Origin of the sequence: Pseudomonas morbosilactucae (assembly GCF_023241715.1) — a bacterium.
In the GTDB taxonomy this organism is placed as follows: Bacteria; Pseudomonadota; Gammaproteobacteria; order Pseudomonadales; family Pseudomonadaceae; genus Aquipseudomonas; species Aquipseudomonas morbosilactucae.
The window spans coordinates 105,734-118,868 of record NZ_JALQCW010000003.1 but is presented as its reverse complement, the minus strand read 5'-3'; the positions used below and the strand labels follow the sequence as shown (position 1 = coordinate 118,868).

The 13,135-nt window shown below is 64.0% G+C and carries 12 protein-coding genes and 2 pseudogenes; 9 read left to right on the top strand and 5 right to left on the bottom strand.

The window, feature by feature from the left end; translation table 11 throughout:
- Positions 1–68: 68 nt before the first annotated feature.
- A pseudogene (locus M1B34_RS01305) lies at positions 69–392 on the bottom strand (calcium:proton antiporter); the annotation flags it as partial.
- 267 nt (positions 393–659) lie between these two features.
- Between M1B34_RS01305 and M1B34_RS01300 the strand changes: the two are divergent.
- The 3 genes from M1B34_RS01300 (at position 660) to M1B34_RS01290 (ending at position 3,839) form a co-directional block, all read left to right on the top strand.
- On the top strand, positions 660–1,742 hold the full coding sequence (locus M1B34_RS01300) for a BMP family ABC transporter substrate-binding protein (protein ID WP_123329840.1): 1,083 nt from the start codon (positions 660–662) through the stop codon (positions 1,740–1,742).
- Between the two features lie 66 nt (positions 1,743–1,808).
- On the top strand, positions 1,809–2,774 hold the full coding sequence (locus M1B34_RS01295) for a 2-oxoglutarate and iron-dependent oxygenase domain-containing protein (protein ID WP_268264224.1): 966 nt from the start codon (positions 1,809–1,811) through the stop codon (positions 2,772–2,774).
- A gap of 111 nt (positions 2,775–2,885) precedes the next feature.
- Complete coding sequence (locus M1B34_RS01290; RefSeq protein WP_123329836.1) at positions 2,886–3,839, top strand: adenosine deaminase; 954 nt, start codon at positions 2,886–2,888, stop codon at positions 3,837–3,839.
- Positions 3,840–3,900: 61 nt separating this feature from the next.
- On the opposite strand, the gene M1B34_RS01285 is transcribed toward M1B34_RS01290, so the two are convergent.
- Positions 3,901–5,277: an MFS transporter gene (locus M1B34_RS01285; RefSeq protein ID WP_268264223.1), complete on the bottom strand. Its 1,377-nt coding sequence runs from the start codon at positions 5,275–5,277 to the stop codon at positions 3,901–3,903.
- Positions 5,278–5,387: 110 nt separating this feature from the next.
- A complete protein-coding gene (locus tag M1B34_RS01280; RefSeq protein WP_123329832.1) occupies positions 5,388–6,317 on the bottom strand; it encodes a LysR family transcriptional regulator in 930 nt (309 codons plus the stop codon).
- Positions 6,318–6,437: 120 nt separating this feature from the next.
- Between M1B34_RS01280 and M1B34_RS01275 the strand changes: the two genes are divergently transcribed.
- From M1B34_RS01275 to M1B34_RS01265, 3 genes are all read left to right on the top strand, one after another.
- The gene (locus M1B34_RS01275) at positions 6,438–6,731 is read left to right on the top strand and encodes a putative quinol monooxygenase (RefSeq protein ID WP_268264222.1); all 294 of its coding nucleotides are present in this window, start codon (positions 6,438–6,440) and stop codon (positions 6,729–6,731) included.
- A 30-nt stretch (positions 6,732–6,761) separates the two neighbouring features.
- The gene (locus M1B34_RS01270; protein WP_123329828.1) at positions 6,762–7,775 is read left to right on the top strand and encodes a zinc-binding alcohol dehydrogenase family protein; all 1,014 of its coding nucleotides are present in this window, start codon (positions 6,762–6,764) and stop codon (positions 7,773–7,775) included.
- Between the two features lie 146 nt (positions 7,776–7,921).
- The gene (locus tag M1B34_RS01265) at positions 7,922–8,092 is read left to right on the top strand and encodes a hypothetical protein (RefSeq protein WP_268264221.1); all 171 of its coding nucleotides are present in this window, start codon (positions 7,922–7,924) and stop codon (positions 8,090–8,092) included.
- A 1-nt stretch (position 8,093) separates the two neighbouring features.
- On the opposite strand, the gene M1B34_RS01260 is transcribed toward M1B34_RS01265, so the two are convergent.
- Together M1B34_RS01260 and M1B34_RS01255 are read right to left on the bottom strand one after the other, a co-directional pair.
- Complete coding sequence (locus tag M1B34_RS01260; protein WP_268264220.1) at positions 8,094–9,290, bottom strand: multidrug effflux MFS transporter; 1,197 nt, start codon at positions 9,288–9,290, stop codon at positions 8,094–8,096.
- Positions 9,291–9,384: 94 nt separating this feature from the next.
- On the bottom strand, positions 9,385–9,582 hold the full coding sequence (locus M1B34_RS01255; protein WP_123329824.1) for a heavy-metal-associated domain-containing protein: 198 nt from the start codon (positions 9,580–9,582) through the stop codon (positions 9,385–9,387).
- 146 nt (positions 9,583–9,728) lie between these two features.
- Between M1B34_RS01255 and M1B34_RS01250 the strand changes: the two genes are divergently transcribed.
- The 3 genes and pseudogenes from M1B34_RS01250 (at position 9,729) to cueR (ending at position 13,029) form a co-directional block, all read left to right on the top strand.
- Positions 9,729–10,112 carry a hypothetical protein gene (locus M1B34_RS01250; RefSeq protein ID WP_123329822.1) on the top strand — a complete coding sequence of 128 codons (384 nt, stop codon included), beginning with the start codon at positions 9,729–9,731 and terminating at the stop codon, positions 10,110–10,112.
- A gap of 111 nt (positions 10,113–10,223) precedes the next feature.
- Positions 10,224–12,616, top strand: a pseudogene (locus tag M1B34_RS01245) (heavy metal translocating P-type ATPase).
- The gene (gene cueR / locus M1B34_RS01240; protein ID WP_268263015.1) at positions 12,616–13,029 is read left to right on the top strand and encodes a Cu(I)-responsive transcriptional regulator; all 414 of its coding nucleotides are present in this window, start codon (positions 12,616–12,618) and stop codon (positions 13,027–13,029) included. Before M1B34_RS01245 ends, cueR begins: the two are co-directional and overlap by 1 nt.
- Positions 13,030–13,135: the final 106 nt, after the last annotated feature.

Here is a 13,135-nt window from a genome sequence, read left to right as displayed (position 1 = left end):
AGCAAGAGCAAGAGCAAGAGCAGGTCAAAGCCTAAGGGCTTTGACACCAAAGCGGAGTGTGTCTAGAAAATCACCGCCGAATAGATGGTGTCGCGCACCAGGGTCGGCGAGGCCTCGTTGCTCATCATGATGGCCAGGATCACCACCTCCACCAGCACCGCGGCCAGGGTCAGGATCATGGTGCCGTAGGGGTCGCCGACCTTTTCCGCCAACCGTTCGGCGTGATGGGCCACGCGCATCGAGGCGACGACGATAAAGCCGATCAGCACCAACCCGGCGATCAGGGCCACGCCCTGGCCGTTGTTGAGCAACAGGTGTTCGAGGGCAAAAGCGGCCAGCGCCGCGAGCAGGGCAAGCAGCAGGAAGCTTTCTTGCTTGAGGGAAGTGAGCATTGCAGTCCTTTACACAATTCGAAACAAAGACAGGAGATGAGCTACAGACTGCTGCGAGTCACTAATGTTTCGTTAGACGTTAGTGCACCACGCTCAGGCGCGGCGCACCGGGTTGGTTCCTGAAACAGCTTCGCCGGCACGCCGGCTCCTGCAGCCGATCCCTCTAACAGAGGGGTTGTTGGCGAAAATTCCTTTTGTTGTCTTGTTGGTCAGCTATTTGCATTAGCCATCCCCGCCAACCCCCACAACAATATGGAGCTCCAATTCATGCATAAACGTCCGTTGAAGAAGCTGCTGTGCGCCCTGACCGCGGCCATCGGCTTGAGTGTCGGTTTGAGCGCCAGCGCCGCCGACCCGCTGAAAGTCGGCTTTGTCTATATCGGCCCCATCGGTGACCACGGCTGGACCTATCAGCATGAACAGGGGCGCAAGGCCCTGATGGAGAAATTCGGTGACCAGATCAAGACCAACTACGTGGAGAACGTCGCCGAGGGCGCCGATGCCGAGCGGGTCATCCGCAACATGGCCAAGGACAAGTACGACCTGATCTTCACCACGTCCTTCGGCTACATGAACCCCACCCTGAAAGTCGCCAAACAGTTCCCCAAGGTGACCTTCGAACACGCCACCGGCTACAAGCAGGACAAGAACCTCGGCACCTACTTGGCGCGCACCTATGAAGGTCGCTACGTCGGCGGTTTTCTCGCGGCGAAGATGACCAAGACCAAGAAGATCGGCTACGTGGCGTCCTTCCCGATCCCTGAAGTGATTCGCGACATCAACGCCATCCAGCTGGCCCTGAACAAGTACAACCCGGGCACCGAGATCAAGGTGGTGTGGGTCAACTCCTGGTTCGACCCGGGCAAGGAAGCCGACGCCGCCAACGCCCTGATCGACCAAGGCGCCGACGTGATCTTCCAGCACACCGACAGCCCGGCGCCGATCCAGGCCGCCGAACGACGCGGCGTGTACGCCGTGGGCTACGCCTCGGACATGGCCCACTTCGGCCCCAAGGCCGTGCTGACCTCCATCGTCAACAACTGGGGCCCGCACTACATCCAGGCCACCCAGAGCGTGATCGACCACAGCTGGAAACCCCAGGACTACTGGGGCGGCTTGAAAGAAGGCACGGTTGAACTGCCCATCAGCGACCTGGTGCCGAGCGACGTCAAAGGCCAGGCCGAGCAGTTGATCGCCAGCATCAAGAGCGGCGAGTTCCACCCCTTCACCGGGCCGATCAAGGACCAGGCCGGCGTGGAAAAACTCGCCACCGGGGTGGTTGCCAGCAACGCCGAGCTGGCGTCGATGAACTACTACGTCGAAGGCATGAAGGCCGATATTCCCAAATAACCACGCACCCGATTCGTGGCCTGGGGCCCGGCCCCTCGCCACGGCATAAGAATAAAAGGACCGTCCATGCACTCGCTTCCCATCATCGACATCAGCCCCCTCTACAGTGACAAGGCCCAAGGCTGGGAGAGCGTCGCCCAGGCGATTGACCGTGCCTGCCGCGAGTGGGGGTTTTTCTACATCAAGGGCCACCCGATCCGCCCACAGCGTATCCAGCAACTGCTGGACAGCGCCCGGCACTTCTTCGGCCAGCCCGCCGCCGAGAAGCTCAAGATCGACATCACCCAGACCCACCATCACCGCGGCTACGGCGCCATCGCCACCGAGCAACTGGACCCGAACAAGCCCAGCGACCTCAAGGAAACCTTCGACATGGGCCTGCACCTGCCGGCCGAGCATCCGGAGGTGCTGGCAGAAAAACCCTTGCGCGGCCCCAATCGCCACCCGGCCATTCCCGGCTGGGAAGCCCTGATGGAGCAGCACTACCTGGACATGCAGGCCCTGGCCCAGACCCTGCTGCGGGCCATGACCCTGGCCCTGGGCATCGAGCGCGACTTTTTCGACCGCCGTTTCACCGACCCGGTCAGCGTGCTGCGGATGATCCACTACCCGCCACGCCACACCGCCAGCTCCGAGGAACAACAAGGGGCCGGTGCCCACACCGACTACGGCTGCATCACCCTGCTGTACCAGGACACGGCCGGCGGTTTGCAGGTGCGCAACGTCAAGGGCGAATGGATCGACGCGCCGCCCATCGACGGCACCTTCGTGGTCAACCTGGGGGACATGATGGCGCGCTGGAGCAACGACCGTTACCTGTCCACACCGCACCGGGTCATCAGCCCCCTGGGCGTGGATCGCTACTCGATGCCGTTCTTCGCCGAACCCCACCCGGACACCCTGATCGAATGCCTGCCGGGCTGCCAGGACGCCGAGCACCCGGCCAAATACCCGGTGACCACCTGCGCCGAATTCCTGCTCTCGCGCTTCGCCGACACCTACGCTTACCGTCGAGAGCTGAACCCGGCCTGATCAACCGTCTGGTCAGGTTTTACCGAATAGTTGCCCCGCCGCCTGTAGAATGGCGGCTTTCGGGCCCGGCACCACTCGCCGCGCCAGACTGAACCTGATGAGACAAGAACCATGTATGACTGGCTAAACGCCCTGCCCAAGGCCGAACTGCACCTGCACCTGGAGGGTTCCCTGGAGCCTGAGTTGCTGTTCGCCCTGGCGGAACGCAACAAGATCGCCCTGCCCTGGAACGACGTCGACACCCTGCGCCAGGCCTACGCCTTCAACAACCTGCAAGAGTTTCTCGACCTCTACTACCAGGGCGCGGACGTGTTGCGCACCTCCCAGGATTTCTACGACCTGACCTGGGCCTACCTGCTGCGCTGCAAGGCGCAGAACGTGATCCACACCGAACCCTTCTTCGATCCACAAACCCACACCGACCGGGGCATCCCCTTCGAAGTGGTGCTCAACGGCATCGCCAGCGCCCTGAAAGACGGCGAGCAGCAACTGGGCATCAGCAGCGGCCTGATCCTGAGCTTCCTGCGCCACTTGAGCGAAGACGAAGCGCAGAAAACCCTGGACCAGGCCCTGCCGTTTCGCGAAGCCTTTGTCGCGGTCGGCCTGGACTCCTCGGAAATGGGTCACCCGCCGAGCAAGTTCCAGCGCGTGTTCGATCGGGCTCGCAGCGAAGGTTTCCTGACCGTGGCCCACGCCGGGGAAGAAGGCCCGCCCGAGTACATCTGGGAAGCCCTGGACCTGCTGAAGATCCAGCGCATCGACCACGGTGTACGAGCGTTTGAAGACGAGCGTTTGATGCAGCGCATCATCGACGAGCAGATCCCGCTGACCGTGTGCCCGCTGTCCAACACCAAGCTTTGCGTGTTCGACCACATGTCCCAGCACAACATCCTCGAGATGCTGGAGCGCGGGGTGAAGGTCACGGTGAACTCCGATGACCCGGCCTACTTCGGCGGCTACGTCACCGAGAACTTCCACGCGCTGCACACCCACCTGGGCATGACCCAAGACCAGGCCAAGCGCCTGGCGCAAAACAGCCTGGATGCGCGGTTGGTCAAGCCGTAACGGCCTTCGCCGGCAAGACGGCTCCTACAGGTTCGTGTAGGAGCCGGCTTGCCGGCGAACCTCAATTTCCCGCCTCGCTCAACTCCTCCAGGGTCTTGCCTCGGGTTTCCATCCCGAACAACCAGACCACCCCTGCCGCAATCACAAAGCACGCCGCCCCCAGGGCGAAGACCCCGCCCTGCCCGGTAATCGGGAATACCAGCCCGGTGACCAGCGGCCCCAGCAACGAACCGACCCGACCAATCGCCGAAGCGAAGCCCGACCCCGTGGCCCGCGCCGACGTGGGGTACAGCTCCGGCGTGTAGGTGTAGAGCACGGCCCACATGCCGAACAGGAAGAACTGCATCAGCAGGCCCGAGCCGATCAGCAAGCTGACGTTGCCGCCGAACACGGCGCTCTGCCCATAGAAAAACGCCATGACGCCGCCACCCAACAGGGTGACGATGCACACCGGCTTGCGCCCCCAGCGCTCAACCAGCCAGGCCGCCATCAGGAAGCCGGGAATCCCACCCAGGGAAATCAGCACCGTGTAATACACCGACTGCGTGACCGCGAACCCCGACTGCTGGAGCAAGGCGCTGAGCCAGGAAGTCAGGCCATAAAAACCCAGCAAGGCAAAGAACCACACACTCCAGATCATCATCGTGCGCTGGCGATACTGCGGCGACCAGATCTGCGCCAGGGCCGAGAAAAAGGTGCCCGGGGCACTTTCCACCCGGGGCAGGCTGATCGGCTCCGGCAGCTCGCTACGCCCCAGGGAGGCCCGCACCTTGTCCTCGATTGCGCAGAGCACCTGGTCCGCGTCGGCATGGCGCCCGGCCTGTTCCAGCCAGCGTGGCGATTCGGGAATAAAGAAACGGATCACCAGCACGAACACCGCCGGAATCGCCAGCACCAGGAAGATGTCGCGCCAGCCAATCAGCGGCAGGAGGAAATACGACAGCACCCCGGCGGCGACAAACCCCAGGGGCCAGAAACCGTCCATCAAGGCGATGTAGCGACCGCGACGCTTGGCCGGAATCATCTCCGAGAGCATCGACTGGGCAATGGGAAATTCCATGCCCATGCCGATGCCCAGCAGTACCCGGAACAGCGTCAGGCTGTCCACGGTCTGGGCCGTGGAACACAGGTAACTGGCCACGCCCCAGAGCACGATGCTCCACTGGAACACCGGCTTGCGCCCGAAGCGGTCGGCCAGCATGCCCGACAGCGATGCCCCCAGCACCATGCCGAAGAAACTCGAGCTGGCCAGCAGCCCGGCCTGGGCCGAACTCAAACCGAACTCGGTTTTAATCGAGCCCAAGAGAAACGTCATCATCGCCAAGTCCATGGAGTCGAAGAAAAACGCCAAGGCAATGATGATGAAAATAACCCGGTGGTAACCGCTGATGGGCAACCGTTCCAGGCGCTCTGCTGCGCTGTATCCCTGAATTCCCATGACCCGTCCCCCGATTGAATGGTCTGCCAATCGAGTGTGCGGGATCGTCCCCGGGGCCTATTTCTGGATGCGACCTGCTTGCATCCCGCAGCGACGCAACACCCCCGTGATCATTGATCGAAAGGGCTTTTGCCCGGGTATTGCGCGGTGATCCCGGCGCAGCGCGACGCCAGCATGTCGCGCAGCAGTTTCACCGGTTTGCTCAGTTGGGCCCGATGGGCACACAGCAGGTTCAGGGGAGCCCGCTCGCAGCGCAGTTCCGGCATCACCACCTGAAGCCGTCCGGCCAACACATCGGCACTCACATCCAGCCAGGACTTGTAGGCGATGCCCGCCCCGGCCAGAGCCCAAAGGCGGACCACGTCGGCGTCGTCACTGAAGCGATCGCCGCTGACGGTGAGGCTCACCTCACGCTTGCCATCGTGAAAGCTCCAGTGATCGTGGACCCGGCTGCCGAGCATGTAGAGCAGACAATTGTGCTGGGCCAGTTGCTCCAGGTGCCGCGGTGCACCGCAACGGGCCAGGTAGCTGGGGGCGGCACACAGGACCCGGCGATTCTCCGGCGCCACCGGCAAGGCCACCAGGCTGGAATCCTCGGGTTCGCCGTAGCGCAGGGCGATGTCGACCGGTTGGCGAAACAGGTCGGCGATCCGGTCCCCCAGCAACAAGCGCACGGTGAGCCTGGGGTGCTCGCGCTGGAACTCGTCGAGCCAGGGCAGCAGCAGGTTGCGACCAAAGTCCGAGGGCGCGGACAACTGCAAAATCCCGCTGACCTGATCCTGGCCGCTGGCCAATAAACGCCGGCCTTCATCGAGGTTGCTCAGGGCCGCGCGAGCGTATTCGAGAAAGCCCTCGCCCTCCGCCGTCAGCCTCAAGCTGCGGGTGGAACGTGCCAGCAAGCGGGCCCCCAGTTGCTGCTCGATACGCTTGAGGGCAGCACTGGCCACCGCCGCCGACAGGTCCATGACCCGGGCCGCCGCCGAGAGGCTGCCCAGGTCGGCCGCACGTACAAATAACTGCAGGTCATCGAATCGCAACATGGGCGGCCCAGCCATTATCAAAAAAATATTGAAAGAGCCTGCTCTTTTAGCCGGTTTTATCTTGCAGAGAAATAGCCAATGATCCCCCCATCGACCGGCCACCCCGTTCAGGAGCCCCACATGCCCCAGTCCTTCACCGCCATCGCCACCCTGATTGCCAAACCCGGCCAACAGGCCACGTTGCAGCGCGAACTCAGCACCCTGGTACTTCCCAGCCGTAACGAGGCTGGCTGCCAGTACTACGAACTGCATCAGGACGCCGAACAGCCCGGCACCTTCTACGTGCTGGAGCGCTGGGACGATGAGGCCGCCCTGGAGTTTCACAACAACACCGCGCACTTCCAGCATTTCATTGCCCAGACCCGTGACGCAATCGAGCACTTCGAGCTCAAGCGCCTGCAGTTGATTATCTGACCCTCTTCACCCCTTCATCAGGAACCCATCATGAAAGCCATCGCCTATTACCATTCCCTGCCGATCAACGACCCCAAGGCCCTGCAGGACATCGAACTCCCCGAGCCCGTCGCCGGCCCTCGTGACCTGCTGGTGGACGTCAAAGCCATCTCGGTCAACCCAGTGGACACCAAAGTGCGCCAGAACGCCCAGCCCGAAGGTGGCGCAGCCAAGGTGCTGGGCTGGGACGTGGCCGGCGTGGTCAAGGCCGTGGGCAGCGAAGTCAGCCTGTTCAAGGCCGGCGACAAGGTGTTCTACGCCGGCTCCATCGCCCGTGCCGGAGGTAACAGCGAGTTGCACGTGGTGGATGAGCGCATTGTCGGCCATATGCCCAAGAGCCTGGGCTTTGCTGAAGCCGCGGCCTTGCCCCTGACCGCCATCACCGCCTGGGAGCTGCTGTTCGAGCGCCTGCAGATTGCCGAAGGGAAAGCCGACCTGGGCCAGAGCCTGCTGATCGTTGGGGCCGCCGGTGGCGTGGGGTCGATCCTCACCCAACTGGCCAGCCAGCTCACCGGGCTCAAGGTCATCGGCACCGCATCCCGGCCCGAAACCCAGGCCTGGGTGCGCGAGCTGGGCGCCGACCTGGTGGTCGATCACAGCCAGCCCCTGAGCGAAGCCCTGAAGGCCGCCGGCCAGGCCAGCGTGACCCACGTCGCCAGCCTGACCCAGACGGATCTGCACCTGGACCAACTGGTGGAAGCCCTGGCCCCCCAAGGCAAGCTGGCGTTGATCGACGACCCGAAAAGCCTCGACGTGACCAAGCTCAAGCGCAAGAGCCTGTCGCTGCACTGGGAGTTCATGTACACCCGTTCGCTGTTCGAAACCCCGGACATGCAGGAGCAGCACCACCTGCTCAACCGGGTCGCTGAGCTGATCGACGCCGGCACCCTGAAAACCACGGTGGGCGAGCATTTCGGCGTGATCAACGCGGCCAACCTGCGTCGCGCCCACGCGCTGCTGGAGAGCGGCAAGGCCAAGGGCAAGATCGTGCTCGAAGGGTTCTAAGCAGCCGCCAGGACGGGCATGGCCGCCGCCAAAACAGGGGGCTATGCCGTCAGTCAGGCCGGTTGATTCCGGTCATATTTGTGCCCCCATTCGGGTCTACACTGAGCGCCTTTGCAACGCAGTCTTTTACCGTTAGGAGGTCAGCAATGAAGATCCTGATAAAAGAGTTGGCAAAATCCCAGTGGCAGGTTCGCCTGGACCAGCATGTCGTCACCTTCCGCAGCGAAGCCGAAGCCCGTGCCTTCGCCAACACCCTGGAAAACCGTCTGCAAGCCCCCCACCGATTGCCCCAGAGCGAACAACGCGCCGCGGGCTGAGTCAGCCCCCAGCAGCCTTCAACGCCCGCGCGTTCTGCAAGCGCCGGGTGAGCATGGCCAGGGTGACCGCCAAAACACCGCACAAGCTGATGACCATGGCCATCGGCAGCGCAGTGCCGTCGTGCAACACCCCGACCAGGGACGCCGCTGCGGCGGCCACACTGAACTGCAGGCAGCCGAGCATCGCCGAGGCGCTGCCGGCGCGCGCGCCCTGGCCATTCATGGCGCAGGCCGAGGCGTTGGGAATGATGCAACCTAGGCTGGCAATGCACACGAACAACGGCAACAGCAGCGGCCACAACGGCTCCGTATGCAACGCGCTGACCGCCAGCAGGCCCAGGCCCGCCGCCAAGTAAATCCACACCGTGCGCACCAGCAGGAACGCCGGGCCACGCTTGGCCAGCAGCCGCGCATTGATCTGCGCCACCAGGATGAAACCGCCGGCGTTGATGCCGAAGAACCAGCCGAAGTGCTCGGCCGGTACGCCATAAAGCTTGATGAACACAAACGGCGAACCGGCGATGTAGGCAAACATCCCGGCCATGGCAATGCCGCCCGTCAGGGCATGGCCAATAAACACCGAGTCCTTCAACAGGCGGCCGTACTGGTGCAAGGCGCCGGACAACGGCTGGCGCGGCTGATGGGCCGGCATGCTTTCCGGCAACCCCAGCGCCACCGCCAGGCCGGACAAGGCGCTGAACACCGTGAGCATGATAAAGATCGACTGCCAGCCATACAGGTTGACCAGCACGCCGCCGAGCATCGGCGCCAGAATCGGTGCCAGGCCCATGACCAGCATCAGTTGGGAGAACACCTTGGCCGAGCCCACGGCATCACATTTGTCGCTGACCACGGCGCGGGAAATCACCATCCCGGCACAGCCGCCCAAGGCCTGGACAAACCGTGCACCGATCAGCCACTCCAGGTTGGGCGCATAGGCACACGCCAGGGAGGCCAGGGTGAACAGGCTCACGCCCGCCAGCAGCGGCAGGCGCCGACCGAAGCGATCGGCCACCGGGCCATACGCCAACTGCCCGATGGACAGGCCGAGGAAGTAGGCCGCCAGGGTCAACTGGACGTGTTTTTCGTCAGTGCCAAACGCCACGGCCATCGCCGGAAAAGCCGGCAGATAGAAGTCGATGGCCAACGGGCCAAAGGCGCTCAAGGCACCAAGAATGAGGATTATGCGCAGGTTCATCGGGCATCCAGTGGGACAGCGGTCGGCGGCCCGACAGTCTAGCTGCGCTGGATGCCCTTGAACATTCCGATAGGGCGCTAACTATTAAAAAGACTCAGGCCAGCGCGACCCCGTAGCCCTCTTCGCTGATCAGGCTGATCACTTCGTCGGCGGTCAGGCGGCTGTCCACGCCCACTTCCTTGGCCGCCAGATCGACCTGGACACTGGCCGCCGGATCCTTGCGCTGCACGGCCTGGGTAATGGCACGTACACAATGACCGCAGGACATTCCTTGAACGCTGAATACTTGCATGGCACATCTCCTAGAGTGAGGTTGCAGGCACTTTCAGCCTTGCCACGATGGCAAGGTCAAGTTCCGAAGTCATCTGCCGGGCTGGAAATCGGCAGCCGCCTCGGCCAAGCTGCATCATCCATGACATCACAGCAGGAGATTCAGCCATGCGCTGGTCAGCTTTCGGCCTCTTCAGCCTCCTCGGCCTTTGTGCCATCGCGCCCTCGGCCAGCGCCGCCGGCGAGGACTACGGTGTCCTGATCATTTCCCGGGAACGCCTGGAAGTGGCCACCACCTGTGAAATCGGCCTGTACATACAGGATCAGTTGGCCGGCCGGCTGTTCCAGGAACAAAGCACCTCCTTCAACCTGCCGCCGGGCACCGTCTCGCTGCGCCTCAAGCTGCTGCCGGGCCAAACCGCCGGTTGCGCCCCGGGCATGCTCGCGCCGGGCTCCCAGGACATCACCCTGCGGGCCGGCGACGTGGTCAAGTACCGCATCGCCATGAGCCAGGCCGGCATGTACCTCAAGCAAGCCGCCCTGGGCTACTGAGGCCCTCGCCGCGCCAGGCTGGGACAATGTGAAGCACCCTGGCGATGACACTTGACCTTGCCCGCATGGCAAGGTTGATCCTGTAGGCCACGTTTACAGGGAGTGTCAGCAATGCCTGAATCAACCACCTTCGATCTGCCGATTGCCGGCATGACCTGCGCCAGTTGCGCCGGGCGTGTGGAACGCGCCCTGGGCAAGGTCGCGGGCGCCAGTGCGGTGAGCGTCAACCTGGCCACGGAACAGGCCCGGGTCGAGGCCCCCAGCGGCAGCTTGCCCGCGCTGATCGACGCCGTGACCCAGGCCGGTTATCAGGTGCCGGCACAACGCCTGGAACTGAGCATCACCGGCATGACCTGCGCCTCCTGTGCCGGTCGGGTGGAGCGCGCGCTGGGCAAAGTCCCGGGCGTCAGCCGCGTCAGCGTCAACCTGGCCAACGAACGCGCGCACCTGGAGCTGCTGGGCCCGGTCGATCCTGCCGTGCTGATCGCGGCCGTCGACCAGGCCGGCTACTCCGCGGCCCTGTGGCAAGCCGATCAGCCCGCCGGTGACGACCCGGCGCGGCGTCTGAGCCGTGAACGCTGGAGTCTGATCTGCGCCATTGCCCTGGCTCTGCCGCTGGTCCTGCCAATGCTGGTGGAACCCTTCGGCCTGCACTGGATGCTTCCGGCCTGGGCCCAGTTCGCCCTGGCCACCCCGGTGCAATTCATTTTCGGCGCGCGCTTTTATCTGGCGGCGTGGAAGGCGGTACGCGCCGGCGCCGGCAACATGGACCTGCTGGTGGCCCTGGGCACCAGTGCCGGTTATGGCTTGAGCCTGTACGAATGGCTCAGCGCCGCGCCGGGCAGCATGCCCCACCTGTATTTCGAAGCGTCGGCGGTGGTCATCGCCCTAGTGCTGTTGGGCAAATACCTTGAGAGTCGGGCCAAGCGCCAGACCGCCAGCGCCATCCGCGCCCTGGAGGCCTTGCGGCCGGAACGGGCGATTCAAGTGATCGACGGTCGCGAGCAAGAGGTCGCCATCAGCGCCCTGCGCCTCAACGACCTGGTCATGGTCAAACCCGGTGAACGCTTCCCGGTGGACGGCGAAGTCGTCGAAGGCCAAAGCCACGCCGATGAAGCCCTGATCAGCGGCGAAAGCCTGCCCGTGCCGAAACAGCCTGGGGATCACGTCACCGGCGGCGCCATCAACGGCGAAGGCCGGTTGCTGGTGCGCACCCTGGCCCTGGGCGCGGAAACCGTGCTGGCGCGGATTATCCGCCTGGTGGAAGACGCCCAGGCAGGCAAGGCACCGATCCAGAAACTGGTGGACCGGGTCAGCCAGGTGTTCGTGCCGGTGGTGCTGCTGTTGGCCCTGGCCACGCTGATCGGCTGGTGGCTGTCGGGCGCGCCGCTGGAGGTGGCGGTGATCAACGCGGTCGCCGTGCTGGTGATTGCCTGCCCCTGCGCCCTGGGTCTGGCCACGCCGACGGCGATCATGGCCGGCACCGGCGTCGCGGCCCGCCACGCATCCTGATCAAGGACGCCGAAGCCCTGGAGCGCGCCCATGAGGTCAGTGCCGTGGTCTTCGACAAGACCGGCACCCTGACCTCGGGCACTCCGCGCATCGCCCATCTACGGGCATTGGACGGCAATGAAGACGCCCTGCTGCAACAAGCCGGTGCCCTGCAACGGGGCAGCGAACACCCCTTGGCCAAGGCGGTGCTGGACGAGTGCGCCGAGCGCCAATTGCCGGTGGCGGATGTCAGCGCCAGCCAGTCCCTGACCGGGCGCGGCATCGCCGGCACCCTGGACAATCGGGAGCTGGCCCTGGGCAATCGGCGCCTGCTGGAAGAAAGCGGCTTGAGCGCCGGCCCACTGGCGGACTGCGCCCAGGCTTGGGAAACCGAAGGCCGCACCCTCTCCTGGCTGATCGAGCAACGTCCGCAGCCACGGGTGCTGGGCCTGTTCGCCTTTGGCGACACCCTCAAGCCCGGCGCCTTGCAGGCCGTGCAGCAACTCAGCGCGCGGCATATCAGCAGCCACCTGCTGACCGGCGATAACCGCGGCAGCGCCAAGGTGGTGGCCGAGGCATTGGGCATCCGTGATGTGCACGCCGAAGTGCTGCCTGCCGACAAGGCGGCCACTGTGGCCGAACTGAAAAAAACCGGCGTGGTGGCCATGGTTGGCGACGGCATCAACGATGCCCCGGCCCTGGCAGCCGCCGACATTGGCATCGCCATGGGCGGTGGCACCGACGTCGCCATGCACGCCGCCGGCATCACCTTGATGCGCGGTGATCCACGGCTGGTACCGGCGGCCCTGGAGATCAGCCGCAAGACCTACACGAAGATTCGCCAGAACCTGTTCTGGGCCTTTGTCTACAACCTGATCGGCATTCCCCTGGCAGCTTTCGGCCTGCTCAACCCGGTGCTGGCCGGCGCCGCCATGGCCCTGTCCAGCGTCAGCGTGGTGAGCAATGCGTTACTGTTGAAAACCTGGAAACCCAAAGACCTGGAGAAGCCGTGATGAACATCGGCCAAGCAGCCCGACAGAGCGGCCTGAGCGCCAAGATGATCCGTTACTACGAGTCCACTGGCTTGCTCAAGCCAGCCCATCGCAGTGACAGTGGCTACCGCCTGTACGGCGCCGAAGAGTTGCACACCCTGGCGTTTATCAAGCGCTCCCGGGACCTGGGGTTTTCCCTGGAAGAAGTCGGCAAGCTGCTGACCCTGTGGCAGGACCGCCAACGCGCCAGCGCCGACGTGAAAGCCCTGGCACGCCAGCACATCGATGAACTGAACCAGAAGATCCGCGAGCTGGCGCAACTGCGCGATACCCTGCAAGACTTGGTGGAACACTGCCACGGCGATCACCGTCCGGACTGCCCGATCCTCAAGGAATTGGCCTCTGGCGGTTGCTGTGAGCAGAAAACGGCCTGAGGGGTTTCGGTGAATCGCTGAAGGGGCGGCGCAGGTTTGAATGACCTGATCTCCGGCGAGCCGGCCCCTACAAAGGGGCACAAAAAATCCGGCCTGGGCCGGATTT